At 70.8% G+C, this 23,973-nt stretch carries 20 protein-coding genes and 2 pseudogenes; 9 read left to right on the top strand and 13 right to left on the bottom strand.

The features are described from left to right. Positions 1-38 precede the first annotated feature (38 nt). From BLU79_RS42315 to BLU79_RS42325, 3 genes and pseudogenes are all read right to left on the bottom strand, one after another. Entirely contained in the window at positions 39-944 is a 906-nt protein-coding gene (locus tag BLU79_RS42315; RefSeq protein WP_093911368.1) for a S1 family peptidase, read from the bottom strand. A 230-nt stretch (positions 945-1,174) separates the two neighbouring features. Next, positions 1,175-1,624: pseudogene (locus tag BLU79_RS49535) on the bottom strand (hypothetical protein); the annotation flags it as partial. A gap of 14 nt (positions 1,625-1,638) precedes the next feature. Then, complete coding sequence (locus BLU79_RS42325; RefSeq protein ID WP_177001398.1) at positions 1,639-2,904, bottom strand: DUF5685 family protein; 1,266 nt, start codon at positions 2,902-2,904, stop codon at positions 1,639-1,641. 322 nt (positions 2,905-3,226) lie between these two features. On the opposite strand from BLU79_RS42325, the gene BLU79_RS42330 reads away from it, so the two are divergent. Continuing rightward, complete coding sequence (locus tag BLU79_RS42330; protein ID WP_093911370.1) at positions 3,227-3,664, top strand: cell division protein SepF; 438 nt, start codon at positions 3,227-3,229, stop codon at positions 3,662-3,664. A gap of 36 nt (positions 3,665-3,700) precedes the next feature. On the opposite strand, the gene BLU79_RS42335 is transcribed toward BLU79_RS42330, so the two are convergent. Next, complete coding sequence (locus BLU79_RS42335) at positions 3,701-4,891, bottom strand: acyl-CoA dehydrogenase family protein (protein WP_093911371.1); 1,191 nt, start codon at positions 4,889-4,891, stop codon at positions 3,701-3,703. A gap of 189 nt (positions 4,892-5,080) precedes the next feature. Continuing rightward, a complete protein-coding gene (locus BLU79_RS42340) occupies positions 5,081-6,688 on the bottom strand; it encodes an MFS transporter (protein ID WP_093911372.1) in 1,608 nt (535 codons plus the stop codon). Between the two features lie 259 nt (positions 6,689-6,947). Between BLU79_RS42340 and BLU79_RS42345 the strand changes: the two genes are divergently transcribed. Next, positions 6,948-8,114, top strand: a complete 1,167-nt coding sequence (locus BLU79_RS42345) for a mannosyltransferase family protein (protein WP_093911373.1) — start codon at positions 6,948-6,950, stop codon at positions 8,112-8,114. Between the two features lie 261 nt (positions 8,115-8,375). Continuing rightward, positions 8,376-9,401 (top strand): phosphatase PAP2 family protein, encoded by a 1,026-nt coding sequence (locus BLU79_RS42350; protein WP_093911374.1) that lies wholly within the window; start codon positions 8,376-8,378, stop codon positions 9,399-9,401. Between the two features lie 121 nt (positions 9,402-9,522). On the opposite strand, the gene BLU79_RS42355 is transcribed toward BLU79_RS42350, so the two are convergent. Beyond that, complete coding sequence (locus BLU79_RS42355) at positions 9,523-9,738, bottom strand: I78 family peptidase inhibitor (RefSeq protein ID WP_093911375.1); 216 nt, start codon at positions 9,736-9,738, stop codon at positions 9,523-9,525. A 482-nt stretch (positions 9,739-10,220) separates the two neighbouring features. Here BLU79_RS42355 and ctaD point away from each other — a divergent pair. Then, positions 10,221-11,717, top strand: a pseudogene (gene ctaD / locus BLU79_RS42360) (cytochrome c oxidase subunit I); the annotation flags it as partial. A 40-nt stretch (positions 11,718-11,757) separates the two neighbouring features. Here ctaD and BLU79_RS42365 read toward each other — a convergent pair. From BLU79_RS42365 to BLU79_RS42380, 4 genes are all read right to left on the bottom strand, one after another. Continuing rightward, positions 11,758-12,798, bottom strand: coding sequence for a helix-turn-helix transcriptional regulator (locus BLU79_RS42365; protein WP_093911376.1), 1,041 nt, complete (start codon positions 12,796-12,798; stop codon positions 11,758-11,760). Positions 12,799-12,830: 32 nt separating this feature from the next. Beyond that, positions 12,831-13,229: a hypothetical protein gene (locus tag BLU79_RS42370; RefSeq protein WP_093911377.1), complete on the bottom strand. Its 399-nt coding sequence runs from the start codon at positions 13,227-13,229 to the stop codon at positions 12,831-12,833. 93 nt (positions 13,230-13,322) lie between these two features. Continuing rightward, positions 13,323-14,618, bottom strand: coding sequence for an ABC transporter substrate-binding protein (locus tag BLU79_RS42375; protein ID WP_093911378.1), 1,296 nt, complete (start codon positions 14,616-14,618; stop codon positions 13,323-13,325). Further along, positions 14,593-15,183: an MTB12 C-terminal domain-containing protein gene (locus tag BLU79_RS42380; protein ID WP_177001399.1), complete on the bottom strand. Its 591-nt coding sequence runs from the start codon at positions 15,181-15,183 to the stop codon at positions 14,593-14,595. Before BLU79_RS42380 ends, BLU79_RS42375 begins: the two co-directional genes overlap by 26 nt. 164 nt (positions 15,184-15,347) lie before the next feature. On the opposite strand from BLU79_RS42380, the gene BLU79_RS42385 reads away from it, so the two are divergent. Genes BLU79_RS42385 through BLU79_RS42395 form a run of 3 tightly spaced genes read left to right on the top strand, consistent with a single transcriptional unit; the run spans position 15,348 to position 19,224 of the window. After that, complete coding sequence (locus BLU79_RS42385; protein WP_093911380.1) at positions 15,348-15,824, top strand: hypothetical protein; 477 nt, start codon at positions 15,348-15,350, stop codon at positions 15,822-15,824. Then, entirely contained in the window at positions 15,824-18,550 is a 2,727-nt protein-coding gene (locus BLU79_RS42390; protein WP_093911381.1) for a branched-chain amino acid ABC transporter permease/ATP-binding protein, read from the top strand. Before BLU79_RS42385 ends, BLU79_RS42390 begins: the two co-directional genes overlap by 1 nt. Next, positions 18,547-19,224, top strand: coding sequence for an ABC transporter ATP-binding protein (locus BLU79_RS42395; RefSeq protein ID WP_093911382.1), 678 nt, complete (start codon positions 18,547-18,549; stop codon positions 19,222-19,224). The genes BLU79_RS42390 and BLU79_RS42395 overlap by 4 nt, the downstream gene beginning before the upstream one ends. Here BLU79_RS42395 and BLU79_RS42400 read toward each other — a convergent pair. Further along, positions 19,157-19,807 carry a transglycosylase family protein gene (locus BLU79_RS42400; RefSeq protein WP_093911383.1) on the bottom strand — a complete coding sequence of 217 codons (651 nt, stop codon included), beginning with the start codon at positions 19,805-19,807 and terminating at the stop codon, positions 19,157-19,159. The genes BLU79_RS42395 and BLU79_RS42400 overlap by 68 nt on opposite strands. Positions 19,808-19,922: 115 nt before the next feature. Beyond that, the gene (locus BLU79_RS42405; protein ID WP_093911384.1) at positions 19,923-20,633 is read right to left on the bottom strand and encodes a LysM peptidoglycan-binding domain-containing protein; all 711 of its coding nucleotides are present in this window, start codon (positions 20,631-20,633) and stop codon (positions 19,923-19,925) included. 538 nt (positions 20,634-21,171) lie between these two features. On the opposite strand from BLU79_RS42405, the gene BLU79_RS42410 reads away from it, so the two are divergent. Together BLU79_RS42410 and BLU79_RS42415 are read left to right on the top strand one after the other, a co-directional pair. Next, positions 21,172-21,954, top strand: coding sequence for a hypothetical protein (locus BLU79_RS42410; RefSeq protein WP_093911385.1), 783 nt, complete (start codon positions 21,172-21,174; stop codon positions 21,952-21,954). Positions 21,955-22,057: 103 nt separating this feature from the next. Then, the gene (locus tag BLU79_RS42415) at positions 22,058-22,408 is read left to right on the top strand and encodes a hypothetical protein (RefSeq protein ID WP_093911386.1); all 351 of its coding nucleotides are present in this window, start codon (positions 22,058-22,060) and stop codon (positions 22,406-22,408) included. Between the two features lie 63 nt (positions 22,409-22,471). Here BLU79_RS42415 and der read toward each other — a convergent pair whose 3' ends face one another. Next, complete coding sequence (der, locus tag BLU79_RS42420; RefSeq protein ID WP_093911387.1) at positions 22,472-23,953, bottom strand: ribosome biogenesis GTPase Der; 1,482 nt, start codon at positions 23,951-23,953, stop codon at positions 22,472-22,474. Positions 23,954-23,973: the final 20 nt, after the last annotated feature.

Raw genomic sequence — 23,973 nt, forward strand, 5'->3', positions numbered from 1 at the left:
GCTGGCTGCCGGCCGGAAGGGCCTGGTACCGGAAGGGCCTAGTAGACGCTCACGCCGTAGGCGCTGAGGGCCTCGGTGACCGGCTGGAAGAAGGTCGTGCCACCGGAGGTGCAGTTGCCGCTGCCGCCGGAGGTCAGACCGTACGCGGTGCCGTTGCTGCCGTAGAGCGAGCCGCCGGAGTCGCCGGGCTCGGCGCAGACGGTGGTCTGGATCAGACCGCCGACGACATCGCCGCCGCCGTAGTTGACGGTCGCGTTGAGGGCGGTGACCCGGCCGCTGTGCGTACCGGTGGTGGAGCCGTCGCGGATGACGGTCGTGCCCACGCTGGGCGTGGCCGCGCGGGTGATGTCCACGCCGTTCGCGGTGCCGGGCCGGCTGACGGAACCGGAGTAGCGCACGATGCCGTAGTCGTTGCCCGGGAAGCTGGAGCCCGCGGTCGAGCCGATGACCGTGGTGCGGCCGGAGTTGGAGTACCAGGTGCCCGCGCCGTCGGTGCAGTGACCGGCCGTCAGGAAGTACTGGTTGCCGCTGCTGTCCTGGACGTTGAAGCCGAGCGAGCAGCGCCAGCTACTCGCATAGATGGCGTCGCCGCCCTGGATGAACTTGCTGAACTTGCCCGCGGTGCGCTTGATCGTGAGCGCGTCGGCGTTGGCGCCGGCCTGCTCCTTGATCTTCGCGATCTCCGCCTGGGAGACCGTGGAGTCGGCGGTCAGCGTGACGCGGTTGGTCTTGCTGTCGACAGCCCAGGCGGTGCCCGGGATGTCGGCCTTCAGCACCGAGTTGCTGGCGCTCTTGAGCTCGGCGGCGCTGAACGTGGTGGAAGAGTCGGCGGCGGTCGCGTTGGGGATCGCGATCGCGGCTGCGGCCACGAGGCCGGAGGAAACGGCGATCAGCCGGGTCCGTCTCGTAATGCCGCTGCGGGGGGTGGTGCGCTTGATCCTCACTTTTCGTTCCCTCCAAGGGAAGTCGGGGGCCCGCGTGGGGTGGGGCCCGTGAGGCGCAGTCAGCGGGCCACAGGTCCGGATTCCGAACACGGCGTGCCCCTGACAAGCGCTGAGGGGAATATTCGGCCGAACGACCGGTAGATGCAAGGGCGCCTTTCGGCCGTCAACCTTTGAACGATCTACGAGAATTGGCCGTACTCGCCCCGGTCAGCCCGCCGCGGCGCCTCGGCGAAGGCGTCGGCGAAGGCGCACGGCGGCGGCAGGGCGCGGTCGAAGTCGACCGTCGTACGCCCCTCGGCATCGGGCGCGGCGGGCCACAGAAACCGGAAGCGGCAACTGCTGTAACCGCTGCTGGCAGTCGCCGTACGGCGTGCAGCGCCCGGGCACCCACCAGCGCGGTCCGTACGGCGTGGCCTCGATGCCCCGGAACGCCCGGCGCACGTCGACGGCGGGGCGAAGTCGCGTACTCCCCACGCCCCCTCGCGCACCAACACAACCAGCCGACGCTCCCCGTACGCCACCCGAGCGCGGCTAGCCGACTCCGGATCGGCCCGCAGCCTGACCTCACCACCACAGGGCCGCCCGTCCACGGTCAGCCCGTCCCCCTCGTCGGCCGTGAGGACAACTCCGTTCCCATCGGCCCCCCATGCCCCAGGGATGTCCGGAAGTCGCCTCTCCGGGGGCCTGACAGGGCCTAGCAGCCGTCGCAGGGGCAGCAGCAGTCGCAGCCGCTGCAGTCGCAGTCACGACAGCAGCCCTCGCGCTTCTTGCGGGACCACGGGCCCTCGTACTCCTTCGCGCAGCACAACTTGCAGGTGCAGCACAGCAGCCAGAACATCCCACAGCCGGCCCAGAACCCACGCCGCCCCTTCGGCGGCTGAGGGGCCGGCCCACCGCCGAACCCGCCGAAGTCACCACCGCCACCGCCACCGCCGGGCGCACCCCCACCTCCGGCGTACGGATTCCCGCCACCGGCATACGGATTCTGCGCCGCCCCATACGGCACCTGCCCATGCCCCTGCCCCTGCCCCTGCCCCTGCGCATGCCCATGCTGTGGCGGCTGCCCATAAGGCCCCACCCCCGGCTGATGCGACGCACACATGGGCACCGTGCCGAACGCCCGGTCCACCGACCGCCGCAGCTCGTGCACGAGCAGCAGATGCGCGAGCTTGGCATCGGTGAACTCGACTTCCCGCAGCGCCAGCCGCACCCCGTGCACGGCGTCGTCGGCGAGCCGGCGCGCCTCGGCGAGTGAGGTCCCGGTCCCGGTGAGCGGGTTCCACGCGCCCGACTCGGCGTCGGCCGCCCGGTCCTCCACGGCGTCCAGGAGGTGCGCCAGCCGTCCGAAGAGGCGCCCGGCCTCGGCGAGCGGCTCGGCGTTCCCCGGCCGTCCGGCCAGGATCGCGGTGTGCGCGAAGGCTGCTGCGGTCGCCGTCTCGGTCGGCTCGGTCACGGCGAGGAGAGGCGTCCCGGGCCCGGCGAGCGCCTCGATGCCGAGCTGCCGGTCCACGGCGTCGACGAGTACGGAGGTGTCGAACCCGACGGCCGAGCCGGTACGGGCACCCGCCGCACCCCAGCCCGCGGCCACCCGGCGTGCGGCGAGCGCCACCGGCCTGCGGGCCAGCAGGCCGTCCCCGTCGGCCACATGGTCACGCACCTTGGCGGAGGCGAGCACCAGCGAGACGGCGGCGGCGAGCCGCGCACCCTCGCCCTGCGCGACGGACGCGGTGCGCATGCCGCGCAACGGGCACGGTCCCGCCGTACGCCGCAATCCGCTGTCCTGCTCCGCCTGAGCCTCCGTCAGAACGGAGATGAGGAGCCCGTCATAGTTCGTCACGATCCGCGCGAGCTGACCGTGGTCCCCACGCAACGAGAGGCAAAGCCCGCACAAATGCGCCATCCATTGGCCGGTGAGCTTCTCTCCGAGCCGATGACGGCAGGGCCGGACGATTCCGAACACGACATTCCCCCGAGGTTCTTACGGCGTTCCCAAGACGCTGAGCTGCCGCATCGTATCGACCGGGGGACCGATCGCGACGGCGGTCTCGTTCACCCGTACGCTCCCCGGCTCACCCATACGCCGCGAAGAATCATATTTCACTCCCAGTCAGCAGCCGTACGTGGCATGCCCCTTGGGGGACACGGGCTCTCGACGGATTCGCTGTGCACCAGTACCGTCACAAACCCCCCGCGCGGCGTCTATCCACTTGGCACGACGTCCGCATCATGGATGACCATAGGGATGCGGAAGGCAATAGAGACCGCTGTGAGAGGAGGCGTCCATGGGATCGGTGCGCAAGGCGAGTGCCTGGCTGGGCCTCGTTGACGACAACGATGACGAGCGTTACTACGACGACGACTACTCCGAAGGGACCGAGCCCGGGGATGCCTGGGTCACCGACCCGCGGGTCAAGGTGGCCACGGACGTCGCCGAGGAGAAGGGCCGTCGTATCGGCACGGTCACCCCGGACAGCTTCCGGGACGCCCGCGCCATCGGCGAGCTGTTCCGGGACGGGGTCCCGGTCATCATGAACCTCACGGCCATGGAGCCCTCCGACGCCAAGCGCGTCGTCGACTTCGCGGCGGGGCTCATCTTCGGTCTGCGCGGCTCGATCGACCGTGTGTCCAACCGGGTGTTCCTGCTGACCCCGGCCGACACGGAGATCATCAGCGGGGAGTCGTCGGCACACCGCTCGGACGGCTTCTACAACCAGAGCTGAGGCAGGGCCGCTCACCGGCCCTGCCCCCTGGTGGGGTCAGCGGAAGGCGTCGAGTCCGGTGAGCGCCTTGCCCAGCACGAGCTGGTGCATCTCGACGGTGCCCTCGTAGGTGAGCACCGATTCGAGGTTGGTCGCGTGCCGCATCACGGGGTATTCGAGCGAGATCCCGTTGGCACCGAGAATCGTCCGCGCCGTTCGGCAGATGTCGATGGCCTCGCGGACGTTGTTGAGTTTGCCGAAGCTGACCTGCTCGGGACGCAGGCGGCCGGCGTCCATGCGCCGCCCCAGATGGTGGGCGAGCAGAATCCCCTTGTGCAGTTCGAGCGCCATGTCGGCGAGCTTGGCCTGGGTGAGCTGGAAGCCCCCGATCGGCCGGCCGAACTGCTCCCGCGACTTCGCGTAGTCGAGAGCGGCCTCGAAACAGGAACGCGCCGCGCCCATGGCCCCCCACACGATCCCGTACCGGGCGTGCGAGAGACAGCTGAGCGGCCCCTTGAGCCCGACGACCTCGGGCAGCACGGCATCGGCGGGCAGTCGTACGTCGTCGAGGACGAGCTCACTGGTGACGGAGGCGCGCAGCGACAGCTTGTGCTTGATCTCCGGGGCGGAGAACCCGGCGCTGTCGGTCGGCACGACGAACCCGCGGATCCCTTCGTCGGTCTGCGCCCAGACGACGGCGACCCCGGCCACGGACCCGTTGGTGATCCACATCTTCCGCCCGCCCAGCACCCAGTCCGAGCCGTCCCGCTTCGCGTACGTCCGCATGGCGGCCGGGTCGGACCCGTGATCCGGCTCGGTCAACCCGAAGCACCCGATGACCTCGCCGGAGGCCATCCGGGGCAGCCAGGCCTGCTTCTGCTCCTCGCTCCCGAACCGGTGAACGGCGTACATGGCGAGGGACCCCTGCACGGAGACGAGCGACCGGATCCCGGAGTCGGCGGCCTCCAGCTCCAGACAGGCCAGCCCGTACTGCACGGCGGACGCCCCGGCACACCCGTACCCCTCCAGAGACATCCCGAGGGCACCGATCTCCCCCAGCTCGCGGGCAAGCTCCCGAATCCCCGGCAGCTCCCCCGTCTCGTACCACTCGGCGACAAACGGCACGACCCGATCCGCGGCCCAGTCCCGCACGGTGTCCCGAATGGCGAGGTCCTCGGGCTCCAGGAGGTCGTCGATGCCGAGGGGGTCGGCGGGGTCGAACGGGGGCAACTTCGAGGACGCGGACATGGGAGACCCTCCGGCAGCACGGAAAACTAGCACCGCTAATTACGACTGATGCCAGACGCTACGACGCAGTGTCCCGCACGTCCAGTACGCACTACGCACCGCAAGCCGCCGACGGTGAGCACCCCCACCGGAGACGTCCACCCATCAAGAAACTGGAAACGGGTGGTGCGTGGGCGGAGAAGGCTTTGGTCAAGCGGAGACGCGGGAGTCCACAACTTCCCGAGGCCCCGGAATCTCCGCCTCCACCGCAGGTACCTCGCACTGCATGGCCCGCGGCAACCGCAACGCCATCACCGCGCCCAACAGCAACAACCCGGCACTCACCAGCAACGTCACATGCAGCCCGTGCACAAAGGAATCCCGAGCCGCATGCCGCAGGGCAGCCCCCGCGGACCCGCCCAGCTGCGCGGCAACCTCGTACGCCTCCCCCAACGAGTGCGAGGCAGCCGTAGAGGCAGAAGCGGGCACACCCCCCACATGCGCCAGCCCGGGGGCATACGCCGCGTTCATCACGCTGCCCAGCAACGCGATCCCGATCCCGGCCCCCAGTTGGTACGACGTCTCACCGATCGCCGCCGCGCCACCGGCCTGCTCCTGCGGAGCCTCGCTCAGCATCGACTCGTACGCCCCGAAGAGCGTCGTCTCCAGCCCGAAGCCGAGCAGCACGAACCCGAACAGCAGCAGCCCGGGGTTGTCCGATCCGCCCATCGCCGTCAGCAGCACGACCGCGGCCGCGGTCAGACCGAACCCGGCGCACACCATGCGCCGCGGCCCGAACCGTCGTAGCATGCGCGCCCCCGCCAGCCCCGCCGCCATCGCGGCGAAGGTCAGCGGCAGCAGCCGCAGCCCCGTCTCCAGCGGCGAAAGACCCAGCACCAGCTGTAGATACTGCGCCGCGATCAGTTCGAGCCCGACCAGCGCGAGCATCGCCAGCACGATGCACCCGACGGACGTACTGAACGCCGGTCGCGCGAACATCCGCAGGTCGACCAACGGATGCGCCCGGCGCCGCTGCCGTCGTACGAAGAGAAACAGCAGCACCGCGCCGATCACCAGCGGTGCCACGGTGAACACGCTGTCCACCGACTCCCCGCCGCCGAGCCGCTTCACGCCCAGCACCGCGCCGAACAGCCCGGCCGCCGCGAGCAACGCGCCGACCACGTCCCAGGGGCCCTTGCCGTCGCCCTTGGACTCGGGCAGCAGAAGTCGTCCCACCGGAAGGCTGACCAGCATCAACGGAATGTTGACGAGGAAGACCGAACCCCACCAGAAGTGCTCCAGGAGGAAGCCGCCGAGCAGCGGTCCGACCGCAGCGCCCACGGCGGCCACGGCGCTCCAGATGCCGATCGCGAGGGCACGCTCCCGGCGGTCCGGGAAGACCTGGCGCAGGATCGACAGCGTCGCGGGCATGATCATCGCGCCGCCGACGCCGAGCAGGGCGCGGGCCAGGATCAGCACCTGTGGGTCGTGCGCGAGGGCCGCGAGGCCGGAGGCGATGCCGAAGAGGCCGTATCCGAGCAGCAGGACGCGTCTGCGGCCCACCCGGTCGCCGAGCGTGCCGAAGAGGATCAGCAGCGAGGCGCAGACCAGCGGATAGATGTCGACGATCCAGAGCAGTTCTATCGCGCCGGGCCTGAGGTCCTCGGTGACGGCGGGGACCGCCACATGCAGCACGGTCGCGTCGACCGCGACGAGCAGCAGGCTGACGCAGAGGACGACGAGGACGACCCAGCGGTTGGCACCGGCCCCGGCCGCCCGACGGCGCAGCGCAGCGGCAGCCGCGGTCGTCCCGGACATGTACGTACCTCCCAGTGTTTCCTCTCCCTCGGCGGGCTCACGGGGTGGGGACTCCCTGTGACTCGGCCGGAGAGGAGCGGTGGTCTCCGGCCCGCGCAACGAAGGGCGAGTGACTCGTCAGGTTACGCGAGTTCCAGCCAGTGCCGAGTGGCGGACCTCTCAGACCTCGCACAGAACGCGTGTGGCGTACGCCACTCCCCTCCTGGTCACCACGTCCCGCAGGGCGGGCCGGTTCGGGCCACCGTCGATAATCGAGCCCGTGACCGATCTTGACACGCGCATGGCACCGACCGCCTCGTCGGCCCTGCGCCGCGCGGCCCCGGCCCTCCTCGGCTACGCGGCCGTACGCGCCCTGGGCCTGCTCGCCCTGACTCTGTGGAGCGCGGCACGCGACAAGAGCGCGTACACGCTGCTGACGGCCCGCTGGGACGCGCTCTGGTACACGAGGGTCGCGGAGCAGGGCTACGGCTATGAGGTGCACATGCCGAACGGCGACGTGCACTCGAACCTGGCCTTCTTCCCCCTCCTGCCCTGGCTGGAGCGGCTCGGAGCGACCCTGACCCCGCTGTCGCACGCCGACGCGGGTTTCGTCGTGAGCCTGCTCGCCTCGTTCGCCGCGGCCTGGGGGATCTTCGCGGTCGCCGATCACGTGTACGGCCGTCGGGCCGGAGTGCGTGCCGTACTGCTGTGGGCGGTGCTGCCCGTCGGGATCGTGCAGTCGATGGCGTACAGCGAATCGCTCTTCACCGCGCTCGCCGCCTGGTCGCTGTACGCCGTGCTGACCGGCCGCTGGGTGACCGCGGGCACCCTTGCCCTGCTGGCGGGCCTGACCCGCCCGGTGGGGATCGCCGTCGTCGCGGCGGTGTGGGCCGCGGGCATCGCCTCTTTCGTGCGGGACCGGAGCACGCCGACGCCGCACGGCCCCCGGCGCGCAACGCGCGCCCTCGGCATGCTTCTCGCCCCCCTCGGCACCGCCGGCTATGTCCTCTGGGTCGGCCACCGCACCGGCAAGGGCCCCCTCGGATACCTCGACGTCCAGGCGGGCTGGCGCAACGGCTTCGACGGCGGCTACGCCTTCGCCCGGTTCGTCGCCGACAAGTTCACGTCGTTTCCCTCGGCCCTGGCGGGGATCGGGCTGATCGTCGGGGTCGGGCTGGTGGCGTGGCTGTACGTCGTCTGTGTACGGCAGGGCCAGCCGCTCCCACTCCTGGTGTACGGGGGCATCGTCACCGCGCTCGCCCTGTGCGCCTCCAGCTACTTCGGCTCGAAACCGCGTCTGCTGCTGCCCGCCTTCCCCCTGCTGCTACCCCTCGCCCTGTCCCTGTCCCGACTGCGTACGCCCAGGTCGGCGGGGGTGCTGGCCGGGGTCGCGGTGGCCTCGGCGGTGTACGGGGCGTTCTGGCTGAACGGCTCCGGTCCGCCCTGATCGGCACCCGACCAGCACCCGACCGGCATCTGACCGTCGGTGAGCACTCGGATAATTCCGGCCCAGCATTCGGTGAACTAATTCATAATCGGCGAAAAACAAACGCATCAGAATGATCAAAGGAAATGAAGGGTACAGCGCCCGAGGATTGTGGATTCCGAGGAAATAAACCCCTCGCTGAGAGGAATCCCACATCACATCGTCATCACAAACCGGCGGAATCGCGCGGGAACAGAGCTCACTCGCTGTAACGTCGATTGGGTGCGTACCGAACGAACCCTCACCCGTCTGGACCGGGTGTTCACCAGGCTGGACCGGGAACCGGAACGTCCGGCACACATCGACGTGCCGAGGATGAGCCGGCACCGGATGGTGCTGTTCGCCTCCACGCTGGCCTTCTATGTGGCGATCGTATGGGCCGTCGTCATCACTTCGTGGCTGGTCCGGCTCGACTGGCAGGTCATGTTCTTCCGGCCGTACCAGCAGTGGGCCGAGATCCACGCGTTCGTCGACTACTACGTGGTGCTCGGCCAGCGCGGCCCGACCGCGGTAATGGTCGCGGCCTGGCTGGGCTGGCGTTCATGGCGCCAGCACACGCTGCGACCGCTGCTCGCGCTCGGCGTCTCCCTGCTCCTGCTGAACATCACCGTCGGGGCCGCCAAGCTCGGCATGGGCCGCCTCGGCCCGCACTACGCGACCTCCATCGGCTCGAACGAGATGTGGCTGGGCGGCGATATATTTCCCAGCGGCCACACCGCCAACGCCGTGGTGACCTGGGGAATCCTGGCCTATCTGGCCTCCACCCCGAGAGCGCGCCGCTGGCTGTCGGCCCTGTCGGCGGTGACCTCGCTGGGCGTCGGCCTCGCCACGGTCTACCTCGGTACGCACTGGCTGAGCGATGTGCTGCTCGGCTGGGCCGCGGGTCTGCTGATCCTGCTGGCGCTGCCGTGGTTCGAGCCGCTGATCACGCGCGCGGAGACCTGGATCTTCGACCTCCGCGACCGCTGGCGCGCAGGTCGGGCCGTTCCGGCGCACCTGCCGCCCGCTCCGGTCGAGGTGCCGGTGCTGCTCAAGCCGTGCCCGGCCGCCGCGGAGGACGAGGCCGCGGCACGCGAGGCGGCCACCGCGGCCCGTTCGCCGCGCGACCCGTTCCAGCTGGCGCCGAGCCCGCACACGGCCCGCCCGGAGCGCACACCGGTCACTCCGGTCAGCATCCGTCGCCCGCCCCACCAGGACCGTATGGCCCGCGGCGCGGCCCCGGCGGCCCGACCGCTGACGGGCGGCTGAACACAGAACAGCGCAGGACAGCGAGGGTTCGGTACGCACAACCGCCCCGCACAGCGACGGCCCCGGCCCCTCTCCAGGAGCCGGGGCCGTCGCTGTCGACCAGCCCTGCGTCAGTCCTTCGTCAGCCCTTCCAGGCCCGCGCCACCTGGCCGTCCTTGACCTCGAAGTTCAGCCGACCGGAGCGGTACTCCATGGTGATGATCGCCCCCGGCGGCAGCGAACGCACCGTCGACCACCCTCGGTCACGGGCGAGCCGCTCGGCCCGGTCGGCGCCGAGTCCGACATAGGTGTCCGGGTCGTCCTGGGGTTCGGCAGGGGGTTTCGGAATGGGTGCCATGCCGCCACGCTAGGGCCTGTCCGAGGCATCGGGCCAGAGCGGACAGTGAACCTTTGTAGCAGCCATCCGTGTCACACGTCCCTCTCGGGTCACGCTTTTGTCACAGGATCACGACACGCGTTTCAGCCTCACTTCGTCACACCAACGAGCGGTTCCATAGGCCTTCCGCAGGCATTCGATCCTAATTTCCGCGTGTCGCGACAGCCCCGCCAATAGCCCGGCGGAAAAGTTCCGGGAGAACTGCCCCCGAACTCGTTTTCCCCGCTATTTCGCGTGGACCGCGGGAGCCGGTTCCGCACAGAAAGCACATGGTTCCGGCACAGGACCCCCGTACGCCCCCTGTCGGAGCGCTGTCGACGCGAGCATCATGGCGTGAGCTCGCGTCGGCGCGTGCCGCGCGGGTTTCAGCGGGCCCGGGGCGCGACGAGCGAAGGGGCGAGCGAGCGATGGGGACGCAGACCGTACAGGGGACGGCACGGTCCATGCGAGGCAGGGAGCCCGGCGGCCGGGTGATCGTCGACTGGCTCACCACCACCGACCACAAGAAGATCGGGCATCTCTACCTGATCACGTCGTTCGGGTTCTTCCTGGCCGGCGGTGTCATGGCACTGCTGATGCGGGCCGAACTCGCCCGGCCGGGGATGCAACTGCTGACCAACGAGCAGTTCAACCAGCTGTTCACCCTGCACGGCACGATCATGCTGCTGCTGTTCGCGACCCCGACCTTCGCGGGCTTCGCCAACGAGCTGATGCCGCTGCAGATCGGTGCCCCGGACGTGGCCTTCCCGCGGCTGAACATGTTCTCGTACTGGCTGTTCCTGTTCGGCGGCCTGATCGTGATGGGCTCGCTGATCGTGCCGAGCGGGCCGGCCTCCTTCGGCTGGTTCGCCTACGCGCCGCTCAACAGCCTGGAGCGCTCCCCCGGGGTCGGCCCCGACCTGTGGATCATGGGCCTGGCGCTGGCCGGCTTCGGCACGATCCTCGGCGCGGTCAACTTCATCACCACGATCATCGGGATGCGTGCCCCCGGCATGACGATGTTCCGGATGCCGATCTTCGTGTGGAACACCCTGTTCACGTCGATCCTGATCCTGATGGCGTTCCCCGTGCTGGCGGCCGCGCTGCTGGTGCTGGAGGCGGACCGCCGGTTCGGTTCGGTGGTGTTCGAGGCGGGCAACGGCGGGGCGCTGCTGTGGCAGCACCTGTTCTGGTTCTTCGGCCATCCCGAGGTGTACATCATCGCGCTGCCGTTCTTCGGCATCATCAGCGAGATCATCCCGGTCTTCGCGCGCAAGCCGATGTTCGGCTACCTGACGCTCGTCGGGGCGACGATGGCGATCACCGGTCTGTCGATCGTGGTGTGGGCGCACCACATGTTCGTCACGGGCGCGGTGCTGCTGCCGTTCTTCTCGTTCATGAGCTTCCTGATCGCCGTCCCGACGGGGGTGAAGTTCTTCAACTGGACCGGGACCATGATCAAGGGCTCCCTGTCCTTCGAGACCCCGATGCTGTGGGCGACGGGCTTCCTGGTGACGTTCCTCTTCGGCGGTCTGACGGGGGTGATCCTGGCGTCGCCGCCGATGGACTTCCACGTCTCCGACTCGTACTTCGTCGTCGCCCACTTCCACTACGTCGTCTTCGGCACGGTCGTCTTCGCGATCTTCGCCGGGTTCCACTTCTGGTGGCCCAAGTTCACCGGGAAGATGCTCGACGAACGGCTCGGCAAGATCCACTTCTGGACGCTGTTCGTCGGCTTCCACACCACGTTCCTGGTGCAGCACTGGCTGGGCGCGGAGGGCATGCCGCGCCGGTACGCCGACTATCTCGCCGCCGACGGCTTCACGGCGCTGAACACGGTCTCGTCGATCGGCGCGTTCCTGCTCGGCCTGTCGACGCTGCCGTTCCTCTACAACGTCTGGAAGACCGCGAAGTACGGCAAGAAGGTCGAGGTCGACGACCCCTGGGGCTACGGCCGCTCCCTGGAGTGGGCGACCTCCTGCCCGCCCCCGCGGCACAACTTCACGACGCTGCCGAAGATCCGCTCGGAGTCTCCGGCGTTCGATCTGCACCACCCGGCGCACGCGTTGGAGGCTCCGCAGCCCGAGCCAGAGAGCGAGCAAGCCGACCCTGAGCGGTCCTGATCGCCTCGACGAGCTCGGCCGGCTCCACCACCTCGAACTCGAATCCCAGCAGCATCACGTGGATCACCATCACGTCGAGGCTCCCGGCGCCGGTGCGCAGGAGGCAGCTGTCGGGACCGTCCGCCTCCAGCTGCCCGGTGGTGGGCGAGATGCTCACGGCGGCCACCTCCAGGGGCACCAGGAGCCGGATGAGGGCGTGCGAGGCGTACGCGCGCGTGGAGACGCCCTGGGAGACGTACGCGGCGAGGTCCTCGGCGGGCGGGGTGCGCGGGGTGAAGCGCGGGCCGTGCGGGGGCTTGGGGGTGATGCGGTCGACGCGGAACGTACGCCAGTCGTCGCGGTCGAGGTCCCAGGCGACCAGGTACCAGCGGCGCTCACTGCACACCAGGCGGTGCGGTTCGACACTGCGGCGGGTGGAGGAGCCCTCGTGGTCGCGGTACTCGAACCGCAGGCGCTCGGCGTCCCGGCAGAGGTGGGCCAGTTCGGTCAGGACGGCCGGGTCGACGGCGGACGGCTGGGGGCCGCGCAGCATCGGCACGGTGAAGGCGTTGAGGGCGCCCACGCGGCGGCGCAGGCGGTTCGGCAGGACCTGCTCCAGCTTGGCGAGGGCGCGTACGGAGGTCTCGCCGATGCCCTCGATGCCCTGGCCCGCGGCGGTGCGCAGGCCTACGGCGACGGCGACCGCCTCGTCGTCGTCCAGCAGCAGGGGTGGCAGCTCGGCACCGGCGCCGAGCTGGTAGCCGCCGCCCGTGCCGGGGCTGGCGTTGACCGGGTAGCCCAGCTCGCGGAGCCGGTCGACGTCGCGGCGGATGGTGCGGGGGGTGACGCCGAGACGTTCGGCCAGGTCGGCGCCGGACCATTCCCGGTGGGCCTGGAGGAGGGAGAGCAGCCGCAGGAGTCTTGCCGAGGTGTCCAGCATGATCCGATTTTGCCAGTCGCCTCGGACAGTCCCTAGCCGCCCGGGAGCGCCCCTAACAGCGATGCCGGTACCCGGGATTCGACGCTCAGGTTGCCTTGCCGGGTTTCGTACGGGACCCGGGAGGCGGAGGGGTGCACGTCCATGGCACCCGGCGCCAGACGATGGTCCGACTCCTCCTCCGTCACGCTGGCGTACGCGTCCCAGTGCCCCTCCGGCAGGGCCACGCTGCTGGGGAGCGCGGCGCGCAGGCGGCCCGTCGTGGCCGGGGTCAGGGGCAGGGTGACCTCCTCGTGGCCCTCGCGGTGGCGCAGGACGAGGTGGGCCGCCGCCTCGGTGGCCACGGCCGCGGTGACATCAAAGGTCAGCCCGCCCGCCGAATCCGCGATGCAGTCGGCGCGCAGGGGTGCTGCCTGCGACACAGGCGTCGTCATACGCTGCGGTTCCTCCCAACTCCTCCCTCGGCTCTGTGCTCTGTCGGTTGGACCGGTGATGCGGCCTTATGGTTGCGCCCTTATGGTTGCCCGTCATGGCTGGTACGACAGCTGCGGCACCGCGAAGCACGTGTCGTTCATGTCCCCCTGGGAGACCCAGCCCCGGCCGTCCTCCCAGCGGGCCACCGCCAGACAGGCCCGGCGGCTCTTCGGCGGCTCGGGCTGTCGCTCGAACCTGACCGGGATCAGCAGGCCGTCGGCGGTGTATCCCTGGCTGCGGTTCATGAAGTCGTCGACGCACGCGCGCGTGACGCCCTGGTCGGTGCACGCCTTCGCCGCGTCGGTGAACCACATGGCCGCCGCCCAACCCTCCAGCTGCCACTGGGAGTGCGTCTTCAGCCCCTTCGTGGCGTCCCGGAACTCCCGTACGGCTGACCGGCCCGTGTCCTCGAAGTTGCGGGACGACCCGGTCGCCCACAGGGCGTTGCGGCAGCGCGGAGCGCCCTTGTAGCCGTCGGCGACGGTGGACGTCCAGTTCTGTACGTTCGTGACCTTGGCGGTGACCTCGGCGCCGACGTCGTCCATAGCCTCGCACAGCCGGGCGTTGCCGTGGCTGTCGATGGCGTCGAAGACGAGGTCGGCGCCCTGTTCCTTCAGGTCGGCCGCCACCGCACGGAAGTTGGGCAGCGCGAAGTCGACCTGTTCGGAGACCACCTCGTAGCCCTCGGCCTTCAGCCCCCGCTCGACGAGCCGGGCGTAGGAGGCGGACGCGGGCTGGTTGTACGAGACGACGGCGGCCGTACGGGCGCCGTGCTCGCGCTTGAAGTAGCGGTAGACCTCGGTGCCGCCGTACTGCTTGCCGTCCCAGCCGGTGGTGCCGTCGCGGGGCGCGAGGCTGCCGTAGATGCCGTAGAGGTGCGGGTAGGTGTCGTAGGCGGCCCCGATGGGCTGGCCGCCGATGTCGGGCACGCGCGCGCGTGAGACGCGTGCGGCGCCCGCGTAGTCCAGGGCGGTGGTGGCGACCAGGGCGACGACCTTCTCCTCGTCGACCAGCTCGTGGACGCACTCGTTGTTGCCGACGCCGCTGCCGCCGTCGTCGCACTCCCGCACCTCGACGCGGCGGCCGTCGATGCCCCCGCGCGCGTTGAGGCGGTCGAAGTAGGCCTTGGCGCCGTCCCGCGGGCCGGTGAAGGCGTCGCCGCCGACCGGGCTGGTGACGCTGGTGATGATGCCGACGCGGATCGGGGTGCGGTCGCCCGCGGGCGCCGAGGGCGCGCTTCGGTCACGGTGCTCGAAGTCGCTCTCGGGCAGCCGGCTGCCGCACGCCGTACTCAGAGCCAGCACCACCACGGCGATCGCCGCCTCAGCACCCCGGGATCGGCGACCCATTGCCGCTCAACTGGACCAGCGCGCACAGCGTCTTGGCGGACACCTTCCAGGTGCCGTCCTGTTCGACGGCGGTTCCGGAGGCGTCCGGCAGGGCGGTCGCGCCCTTCAGAGTCAGGTCGTACGTCACGTTCGCCTCGGTCGGCGAGGTGAAATCGACCTTGGAGACCTTCGCCTGGACCTGCCCGCCGCGCTCGTCACCGCTGAACGCCTGCAGGACCGGCGCCATCCGGTCGCCGTTCTCCAGGACGGTCTGCTTGTCCTCCATGGACGTCGCCGGGTCGAAGAACTTCTGCCAGTTCTGCTTGATCTCCGTCTCGGCAGCCCCCACGTCGGCGGGTGCCGTGGCGGCCGGCGACTGCTCGGCCGGCTCCGTCCGTTCTGTCTGCTCGACCGTCGGTGTCGGCGGCGACTCGTTGCCGCCGCCCCCCTCGTCGTCACTGCAGGCCGCGAGGGCCGGGGCGAGGAGCAGGAGCAGGGCCGCGGCGAACGCGGTCCCCCGTGCGGCCATCGATGGGCCGCGCCCCCTGGATGCCTTCCCCCGCCTGACGTCGCTCCCGAGAACCATCTGGCTCACCACCGGGTGTCGATCCGGGCCACATGTGCCCGGTGCTTTCAGGGTCAGCTTGCAGGAGGCATAGTGCAAGTCCATTGGCAGACATGGAATAGGGCCAGGCACATACGCGGAAAACGGATGTGCGTGCACGCAAACCCGACGTGTGGGAGCCAGCGATGCGGACAGCCCGACTGCGGACCGTGCACCCCGTGATCTGGGCCGGCTGGGCCGCCCTCGCGGCCGGTGCGGTGCTGTGCGTCATCGGCTGGTACGGCATCTCCGGCGAACGGTTCGCCGAGCGGCAGCTGCCGTATCTCGCGTCCTGCACGGTGCCCGGCGCCGCGCTGATCATCGCCGGATCGGTGCTGCTGGCCCACGGCCGGGGCGCGCAGGCCGCAGCGCGCGTGGAGGAGTTGTACGGCCTTCTGGTGGCCGCCGAGCCCGCCGACGCCGAGGAGCCCGGGCAGTCGGCCACTGCGCCGCTCGCGGTCAGCGCGGACCTGCTGATGGTGCCCGGCGGCACCCTCTGGCACCGGGCGGACTGCCCCCTGGTCGCCGGCAAGGCCGAGGCCGTCCCCGTCGACACGAAGCTGGTGAGGAGCGGCGAACTGGGCCCGTGCCCGATCTGTGAGCCCGCCGAAGCGGATGACTGATGTCCTCCCTGACGTACGACCTCACCCTGGCCGGCCTGTCGGTGGGCAGCGCCGCCGCGCTCACCGGGATCGGCCTGGTCGTGACGTACCGGGCGACCGGCGTGCTGAACTTCGCGCACGGCGCGATCGCCATGGTGTGTGCTTACGCGCTGCGGCAGTGCGTGGTGGAGTGGGGCTGGCCGCTGTGGGCGGGCGCGACGGTGACGCTGCTGGTGCTGGCGCCCGGCATCGGAATGCTGCTGGAACGGTTCGTCTTCCGCCCTCTGTCGGTCCTGGGCAGCGACCCGGCGCAGACCCTGGTGGCGTCCATCGGCGTGTTCGTGCTGCTGGTGGGCGGTGCGGCGCTGCTGTGGGGCCAGGGGGCGCGGGACGACGCGCCGGAGCTGGTGTCGGCGGATCCGTGGGGCCAACTGGCGGTGGCACTGCTGCTGGCGGCAGGCGTCGGCGCGGTCATCCGCTGGACCCGCTTCGGCCGGGAACTGCGTGCCGTGGTGGACGACCGCCGACTGGCCGTCCTCGGGGGCGTCGACGCGGACCGGGTGGCGGCGGCGGGCTGGGCGTTCGGCTCGTTCACGGCGGGCCTGACGGGCGTCCTGCTGGCGCCGTACGTCCGTCTGGACCCGTACGGCCTGCCGCTGCTGGTCATGGAGGTGGTCGCGGTCGCCGTGGCCGCGAGGATGCGCAGCCTGCCGATCGCCGTGGTGACGGCGCTGGCCATCGGGGTGGCGCAGAGCCAGCTGACGCGCCTGCACCCGACGGGCTGGGGCGCACCCCTGCTGCAAGCCGTCAGCACGAACCTCTTCGTCGTCGCCCTGCTGATCGCGGCCCTGGCCCTCCCGCGCGTGGGCACGCGCGACGCTCTCCCCCGCACCGCCACAGCGCGCGTGCCGACCCCGCCGGGCGCCTGGATCGTGGCGGCGGTGCTCTTCCTGCTCCCGCTGGGCTTCGCGGGCTCGGACCTGCATACGTCGGTGCAGGTGCCGGCACTGGCCGTAGTCCTGTTGTCCCTGGTCGTGGTCACGGGCCGCGGCGGCCAGATCTCCCTCGGCCAGGCGGCGTACGCGGGCCTGGGCGCCCTGTTCACGGCCCTGCTGGCGGCGGGCCGCTTCCCCGGCCTGCCACGCCTGCCGGAGCTGACGGCACTCGCCGTCGCGGTCGTCCTGGTGGCCCCCTTGGGCCTCCTCACCGGCTGGCCGGCCATCACCCGCCGGGGCCTGGCCCTGGCGCTGGTGACCTTCGCGGTGGGCGTCGGCGTGAGCCGCTTCGTCTTCGCCCAGCCGTACGCGATCTCGGGCCTGTCCCTGGGCCGCCCGGCGGGCTTCGCGGGCGACCGCGCGTACTACGTCCTGGAGCTGTCCGTGCTGGCGGCCGCCCTGCTCACCACCTGGCTGCTGCGCCGGGGCCGCACGGGCCGGGCCCTGGCGGCGATGCGGGACCACGAGTCGGGCGCGTCGGCGGCAGGGGTCCAGGTGCCCTCCCTGAAACTCCTGGCCTTCGTCTCCGGCGCGGCCCTGGCGGCCCTCGGCGGCGGCCTGCTCGGCATGGGCCTGCGCGCCTTCGACCCGTCCGCCTACGACCCCGTCCGCGGCCTCCTCTGGTTCGCCGCGGTGGTGGTCCTGGGCGCCGACAGCACCCTCGGCGCCCTGGCCGCGGCCGCACTCCTGGTAGGCCTCGACGCGGGCGCCCGGGGCGGGGTTGCGGCGGCGCTGATCGGCGTGCTGGCGGTGCTGGTGGGGCGGTTCCCCGGGGGACCGTACGAGGCGGCTCGGGCGGCGGCGGGGAGGCTGCGGTTGCGGCGGGGCGTGAGGCTTACGGGGTTGGGGGTGGAGGTGCGCAGGCGGCTGCGGCAGGCGGAGCGAGGCGGCACGTCCCTGGCCGCAGGCTCCCGAACCGCCGAGGCCGCCGACGGCGCTCAGCCCCCGCAAGGGCCACCCGCACCCGACAACGAAAGCGGTACGGGCGGTGCGGGTGGCGGGAACCCCAACGCGGCCGAAGGCCGCGTGCCCACCCACAGACCCGCACGCCCAAACACCACCCTCACCACCCACCACCTCCAGGCCCGCTACAACGGCTTCGCCGCCCTGGACGACGTCACCCTCACCGTCCCACCCGGCCAGGTCACCGCCATCATCGGCCCCAACGGCGCAGGCAAAAGCACCCTGTTCCACTGCCTCGCCGGCACCCACCGCCCCACCCAGGGCCAAGTCCTCCTCGGCACCCGCGACATCACCCACCTGCCCACCCACGCCCGCACCCGCCTCGGCATCACCCGCACCTTCCAGCAACTGGCCGTCTTCCCCTCACTGACCGTCGCGGAGAACGTCCAAGTAGGCGCAGAGCAAGGACGCGTCCGAGACCCCTCAGCCGTGGAACGAACCCTCAGACTCCTCGGCCTGGACGGCCCTGTACGCTCCCTGCCCGCCGCCGGCCTCCCCACCGGCACGCTCCGCCGCGTCGAGTTGGCCCGCGCCCTCGCCGGCAGCCCGCACGTACTGCTCCTCGACGAGCCCGCCGCCGGCCTGGACACCGCCGAGGTCACCGCGCTGACCCGGATGCTGAGGGCCCTCGCCGCCGACGGAACCGCCCTGCTCGTCGTCGAGCACGACCTCGACCTGGTCGCCGACCTCGCCGACACCGTGCACGTCATGACGGCGGGCCGCATCGTCGCCTCCGGCCCACCCGACCGCGTACTCGACGCCGCAGGCCCCCAGGAGACCCCCGCATGACCACCATCGCCCTGCGCCACGCGCGCGTGCGCTACGGCCCGTTGGAAGCCCTCCACGGCATCACCCTCGCCGCCCCCGGCCCCGGCCTCACCGTTCTGCTGGGCCGGAACGGATCAGGCCGTACGACCGCCCTGCGCGCCCTGGCCGGCGTCGTGCCCCTGTCCGGCGGCACGGTGGTGTGGGACGGCACCGACATCACCCGTGTGCCCGCCCACGAGCGGGCCCGCCGCGGACTGTGCCTGGTCCCCGAGCGCCAGGCCGTGTTCGGCTCCCTCACCGTCCGCGAGAACCTCGAACTCGCGGCCTCCTCGTACGACATGGCCCTTGACGCCTATCCCCCGCTGGCGCCTCTCCTCGCGCGCCGGGCCGGCACCCTCTCGGGTGGCGAGCAGCGCATGCTCGCGCTGTCACGCGCCCTGCTGGCACGCGCGCGCGTGCTGCTCGTCGACGAACCCGCGCAGGGCATGTCACCCACGGTCGGCGCCCGGACGTACGAACTGCTGAGCGCACTCGACGCGTGCGTGGTCGTCGCCGAGCAACGACTGCCGCCCGTCCTGCGCGGGCGGACGGCACTCGTCTACGAACTGCGACGCGGTGCGGTCGTGTTCAGTGGCGAGTCAGGCGAATGGGAGCGCCGTGCAGCGCACCGAACCGGGTCGCGCCCTTCCGGATGAGCAGCGACGCGGCCGAGGTCAGCCGATCCGCCACAGTGGGCTTCAACGTTTGTGTGGGCTGCGACGTCGGTGTGGGCTTCGACGTCTGCTTGGGTTTCGACGTCGGTGTGGGCTGCGACGTCTGCTTGGGCTTCGACGTCTGCGTGGGTTTCCACGTCTGCAGACGGCCCGTGAGCCCGTACCGCCGGGAGCAGTGCGGCCAGGCGCCCCACCCCTGTACGGCCACCACCTTCTTGGCGACCTTGATCTGCTCCTTGCGGGTGGCGAGATCCGCGCGCGGGGCGTACTTCGCGCCGCCGAAGCCCACCCAGGTCCGCTGGGAGAACTGCAGTCCGCCGTAGTGGCCGTTGCCGGTGTTGATGTGCCAATTGCCGCCGCTCTCGCACTTGGCGACGCAGCCCCAGGGCCAGTGGTCCTTGGCACAGCCGAACGAGGCGGGTTTGGGAGGCGGTCCAGGGGCCGGTCGGGACGCCGTATGGCTTGCGCCTGTTGTGTGCGTGGCCGGTGCTGCCTGCGACGTTGCAGGGGCAGCGGCGGTGAGCAGTGCGGCGGCGATGACGATCGAGAGCGGTGTGCATTTCATATGAGCACGCTAGGCAGCTTGTTCCGGTCAGCCGTCGCGGCGCGTCCGAGGGACCCTGGGGCCCCACCCGGTCGGCGGACCGGGCGGGGCTCCGTGCCCCGGCAGGGAGCGACACTCAGAGTTCGAGGCGCTGCCCGGGCACGATCAGGTCGGGATCACCGCCGATGACGGCCTTGTTGGCGGCGAAGATCCGCTGCCACGTGGTCCCGTGCCGGGCGGCGATGCCGCTCAGCGTGTCGCCCTCGCGGACGGTGTAGTCACCGCGGGACGAGTCGCGGGTGGTGTGTCCCGACGAACGCTCCGGCGTCTGCGCCGGATTCGACGGGGCCGCCTCGGTGTTCGACCTGGCTGCCCCGCTGTTCGATGGTGCCGACTTGCTGGAGGAGGAGGCCGACGAGCCGGCGGCGGGAGCCGCGGGTGCGCTCCCGTACGCTCCGGCCCGGGCCGAACAGGTCGGCCACGCGCCCCACCCCTGGGCACGCTGGACCTTGGTGGCCACTGCGATCTGCTGGGCCTTGGTGGCCTGGTCCGCCGTCGGCGCGTAGGCCGTACCGCCGTATGCGCGCCAGGTGGAGGCGGCGAACTGCAGTCCGCCGTAGTAGCCGTTGCCGGTGCTGATGTGCCAGTTGCCCCCGCTTTCGCACTGGGCGATGCGGTCCCACACTCCGCCGTCCGCCGCAGCGGCGTTGCCGGTGGCGGCCAGCAGCCCGAGCGGGGCGAGCAGTGCCGCCCCGGCGAGGACCGCCGTCGTACGAGTCCGGCTCCCGTTCGAAGCCTTGGACGCCTTCCGAGCGTTGTCGTGAGTGTTATCGGCACATTCGGACATGTAGGTCCCTCTCGAAGGACTCGGGGTCCCCCAAGGCGGCACGCCACTGCGCACGCCATCGGGCGTGTGAGTCGCGCCCGCCCGTCCGCCGAGGGTTGGTGCTGAGTGCTGGCTGGTGCGGTCGGCGGACGTACCCGAGCGGTGCTCGTTGCACACGGCCGAGGAATGTAGGGAGGCTGACCGGCCGGTATCAACCAACTCCTTGTCATTCCAGGCCAGTTCGCCGTTACCTCCGGTATCGGCGATTTTCGGCCACCCACTTCATTCGCTGATTTCAGGATTTGTCGACCAACCGCCCTGACGATCTGTGACCCACTTCACCCAACCAACTTCCTTGGTATTCCTAGGACTTGACGGTGAGTGCGCGATTCCGTACCCGAGGTGACCGTGTGCGGTGGATGGTTCGATTCCGTTCGGTGTGATGCGTGACTCCCGCCACAGATCGCCCGTTGTCTCCTGCATGAGCCCGGGATCCGCCCGGTTCACGGGCCGGGAGCCACCCGGCCCCGCCATGCACCACATCCCGAGGGAGCCACCCGTGCCGCGCATGCTCGACGTCAGCGACGAGGTACGTGCCGAGATCGGCGACGAGGAAGCCGACCGGCTGCTCGCCGGAGAGAACGCACCCGGCAGTTACGACTGCACGTCCTGCCGCACCCCGGGCGACTCCGAACAGGAGCGCACCAGCACCGTCCTGTTCATCGGGGAGGAGACCGCCGTCCTCGCCTTCGCCCACGCCACCTGCCTGCCCTCACAGGTCGTTCAGGTCACCGAGGAGCAGCTGAAGGGTGCCGTGAAGTCCATCACCGGCGACCGGGTCGACCTGGAGCCGGACACGATCGTGCCGGAGCAGGCCGTGCTCGGTGTCACCAGCGGACTGGTGCTGATCGCCGGGGAGTTGCACCCCGCGCTGGTCGTCGAGCCGACCGCACCCATCGCGCGCCCCGGGGCGATCGGCGCCGGGGACGACTTCCTTCCGTTGCTCATCGAGCAGGGGTTCATGCCGGCGACGGAACTGGCGGATGTACCGCCGGTGCTGCACGGCTGGTCGGTACTGCTGGCCATGGGTCAGCTGCACGCGGTTCTGCAGCCGGGCACGAATGGCGGGCAGCCGGTCGCGTGGTGGCAGGCGCATCACCCGCTGCTGGTGACGGACGGGTGGCGGGCCGCCGCGAACAAGCATCAGCAGGTACTGATGTTCGCCGCACCCGTGGGGTCCATCGGGCGCCAGCCCAGGGAGGATCTGCTGCGGGAGGCCCTGGACAAGGCCGCCGCGAACGGGAAGCTGGTCGCGGCCGCACTGCCGCTCGCGGGGACCTGACAGCGGTTCCCCGCCGCCTCGGGGACGTCGCCCGCGTCCCCGATGAGCAGGCGACCCTGCACGGCGGCCGCATCTCTTCGACTGCGGTGTCGTTTGGACATACGTGCATGCATACGACGTTCCCCGCCTTCAGGGCGGCCCATCGGCCACGCCGATCTACGACGCGCTCTACGCCGAGTACGTCAAGTCCTTCCGCTCGCTGCCGGGTGACCGCAGCGGGGAGGAGGATCTGGGGTTCATCGCGTTCGGGAACATTCCGCGGAGCACGGGCTCGTACGGAGGGCACCGCCCGGGGTCGTTCAGCAGCTCGTACAGCGCCTACAGCGCGGGCGCCCACAGCGCCCGCCACGGCAGCGGTCAGCAGCCGCAGTGGCAGCGCGTCGGACACATCGGCCCACAGGGCTCGGGGATGCACCACGTCCCGGCCGCGCTGCCTCCGGCGCGCAGAGGCTGAGCAAGCGGAAGCTGAGCAAGCGGAAGGGCGGCCCTCATCGGGCCGCCCTTCCGCTTGCGTGCGCTACTTCTTCTTGCTTCCGCGCTTCTCGCGCACCCGCACCGAGATATGGATCGGCGTCCCCTCGAAGCCGAACTCCTCGCGCAGCCGGCGCTCGATGAAGCGGCGGTACCCGGCCTCGATGAAGCCGGAGGCGAAGAGCACGAACCGCGGGGGCTTGGTGCCGGCCTGGGTGCCGAAGAGGATGCGGGGCTGCTTGCCGCCGCGGACCGGGTGCGGGTGGGCGGCGACCAGCTCACCGAGGAAGGCGTTCAGCCGACCGGTCGGGACCCGGGTCTCCCAGCCCGCGAGGGCCGTCTCGATCGCCGGGACCAGCTTCTCCATGTGCCGCCCGGTGTACGCCGAGACGTTCACCCGGGGCGCCCACGCGACCTGGCCGAACTCGGTCTCGATCTCCCGCTCCAGGTAGTAACGGCGCTCCTCGTCGAGGGTGTCCCACTTGTTGTAGGCGATCACCATCGCGCGGCCCGCCTCGACGGCCATCGTCACGATGCGCTGGTCCTGGACCGAGATGGACTCGGCGGCGTCGATCAGGATGACCGCCACCTCGGCCTTCTCGACGGCGGCCGCGGTGCGCAGCGAGGCGTAGTAGTCGGCGCCCTGCTGGAGGTGGACGCGCTTGCGGATGCCGGCCGTGTCGACGAACTTCCAGGTGACGCCGCCGAGTTCGATGAGCTCGTCGACCGGGTCCCGAGTGGTGCCGGCCAGCTCGTTGACGACGACGCGCTCCTCGCCCGCAACCTTGTTCAGCAGGGAGGACTTGCCGACGTTCGGGCGGCCGATGAGCGCGATGCGGCGGGGGCCGCCGATCCCGGCGCCGCCGAAGGTCTGCGCGGGCGCGTCCGGCAGGGCCTCCAGGACCGAGTCCAGCATGTCGCCGGTGCCACGACCGTGCAGGGCGGATACGGGGTGCGGCTCGCCGAGGCCCAGGGACCACAGGTACGTGGCGTCCGCCTCACCGCTGGGACCGTCCACCTTGTTGGCGCACAGCACCACGGGCTTGCCGGCCTTGCGCAGCAGTCGTACGACGGCCTCGTCGGTGTCGGTGGCCCCGACCTTGGCGTCGACGACGAACACGACGGCGTCGGCGGCCTCGATCGCGTACTCGGCCTGCGCGGCCACGGAGGCGTCGATACCGAGGACGTCCTGCTCCCAGCCGCCGGTGTCGACGACCTTGAAGCGGCGGCCGGCCCACTCGGCCTCGTAGGTCACCCGGTCGCGGGTGACGCCGGGCTTGTCCTCGACGACGGCCTCGCGGCGCCCGATGATGCGGTTGACGAGGGTCGACTTGCCGACATTCGGCCGGCCGACGACGGCGAGGACGGGCAACGGCCCGTGCCCGGCCGCCTCGATGGCACCCTCGACGTCCTCGAGGTCGAAGCCCTCTTCCGCGGCGAGCTCCATGAACTCCGCGTACTCGGCATCGCCAAGCTCTCCGTGGTCGTGCCCGTCGGGCGAGCCCTCGGAGTGGATGTGGTCGTTCATGAAGTCCGTACCTCGTCGTT

This window comes from Streptomyces sp. cf386, from assembly GCF_900103585.1.
Taxonomy (GTDB): Bacteria; Actinomycetota; Actinomycetes; order Streptomycetales; family Streptomycetaceae; genus Streptomyces.

What these genes read in the sequence shown, in the direction of transcription:
- BLU79_RS42395 (WP_093911382.1), top strand. Translation starts at nt 18,547, where the DNA reads ATGACCACCATCGCCCTGCGCCACGCGCGCGTGCGCTACGGCCCGTTG.
- der (WP_093911387.1), bottom strand. Translation starts at nt 23,953, where the DNA reads ATGAACGACCACATCCACTCCGAGGGCTCGCCCGACGGGCACGACCAC.
- BLU79_RS42390 (WP_093911381.1), top strand. Translation starts at nt 15,824, where the DNA reads ATGTCCTCCCTGACGTACGACCTCACCCTGGCCGGCCTGTCGGTGGGC.
- BLU79_RS42340 (WP_093911372.1), bottom strand. Translation starts at nt 6,688, where the DNA reads ATGTCCGGGACGACCGCGGCTGCCGCTGCGCTGCGCCGTCGGGCGGCC.
- BLU79_RS42335 (WP_093911371.1), bottom strand. Translation starts at nt 4,891, where the DNA reads ATGTCCGCGTCCTCGAAGTTGCCCCCGTTCGACCCCGCCGACCCCCTC.
- BLU79_RS42370 (WP_093911377.1), bottom strand. Translation starts at nt 13,229, where the DNA reads ATGACGACGCCTGTGTCGCAGGCAGCACCCCTGCGCGCCGACTGCATC.
- BLU79_RS42400 (WP_093911383.1), bottom strand. Translation starts at nt 19,807, where the DNA reads ATGAAATGCACACCGCTCTCGATCGTCATCGCCGCCGCACTGCTCACC.
- BLU79_RS42385 (WP_093911380.1), top strand. Translation starts at nt 15,348, where the DNA reads ATGCGGACAGCCCGACTGCGGACCGTGCACCCCGTGATCTGGGCCGGC.
- BLU79_RS42330 (WP_093911370.1), top strand. Translation starts at nt 3,227, where the DNA reads ATGGGATCGGTGCGCAAGGCGAGTGCCTGGCTGGGCCTCGTTGACGAC.
- BLU79_RS42375 (WP_093911378.1), bottom strand. Translation starts at nt 14,618, where the DNA reads ATGGGTCGCCGATCCCGGGGTGCTGAGGCGGCGATCGCCGTGGTGGTG.
- BLU79_RS42380 (WP_177001399.1), bottom strand. Translation starts at nt 15,183, where the DNA reads ATGGTTCTCGGGAGCGACGTCAGGCGGGGGAAGGCATCCAGGGGGCGC.
- BLU79_RS42365 (WP_093911376.1), bottom strand. Translation starts at nt 12,798, where the DNA reads ATGCTGGACACCTCGGCAAGACTCCTGCGGCTGCTCTCCCTCCTCCAG.
- BLU79_RS42405 (WP_093911384.1), bottom strand. Translation starts at nt 20,633, where the DNA reads ATGTCCGAATGTGCCGATAACACTCACGACAACGCTCGGAAGGCGTCC.
- BLU79_RS42355 (WP_093911375.1), bottom strand. Translation starts at nt 9,738, where the DNA reads ATGGCACCCATTCCGAAACCCCCTGCCGAACCCCAGGACGACCCGGAC.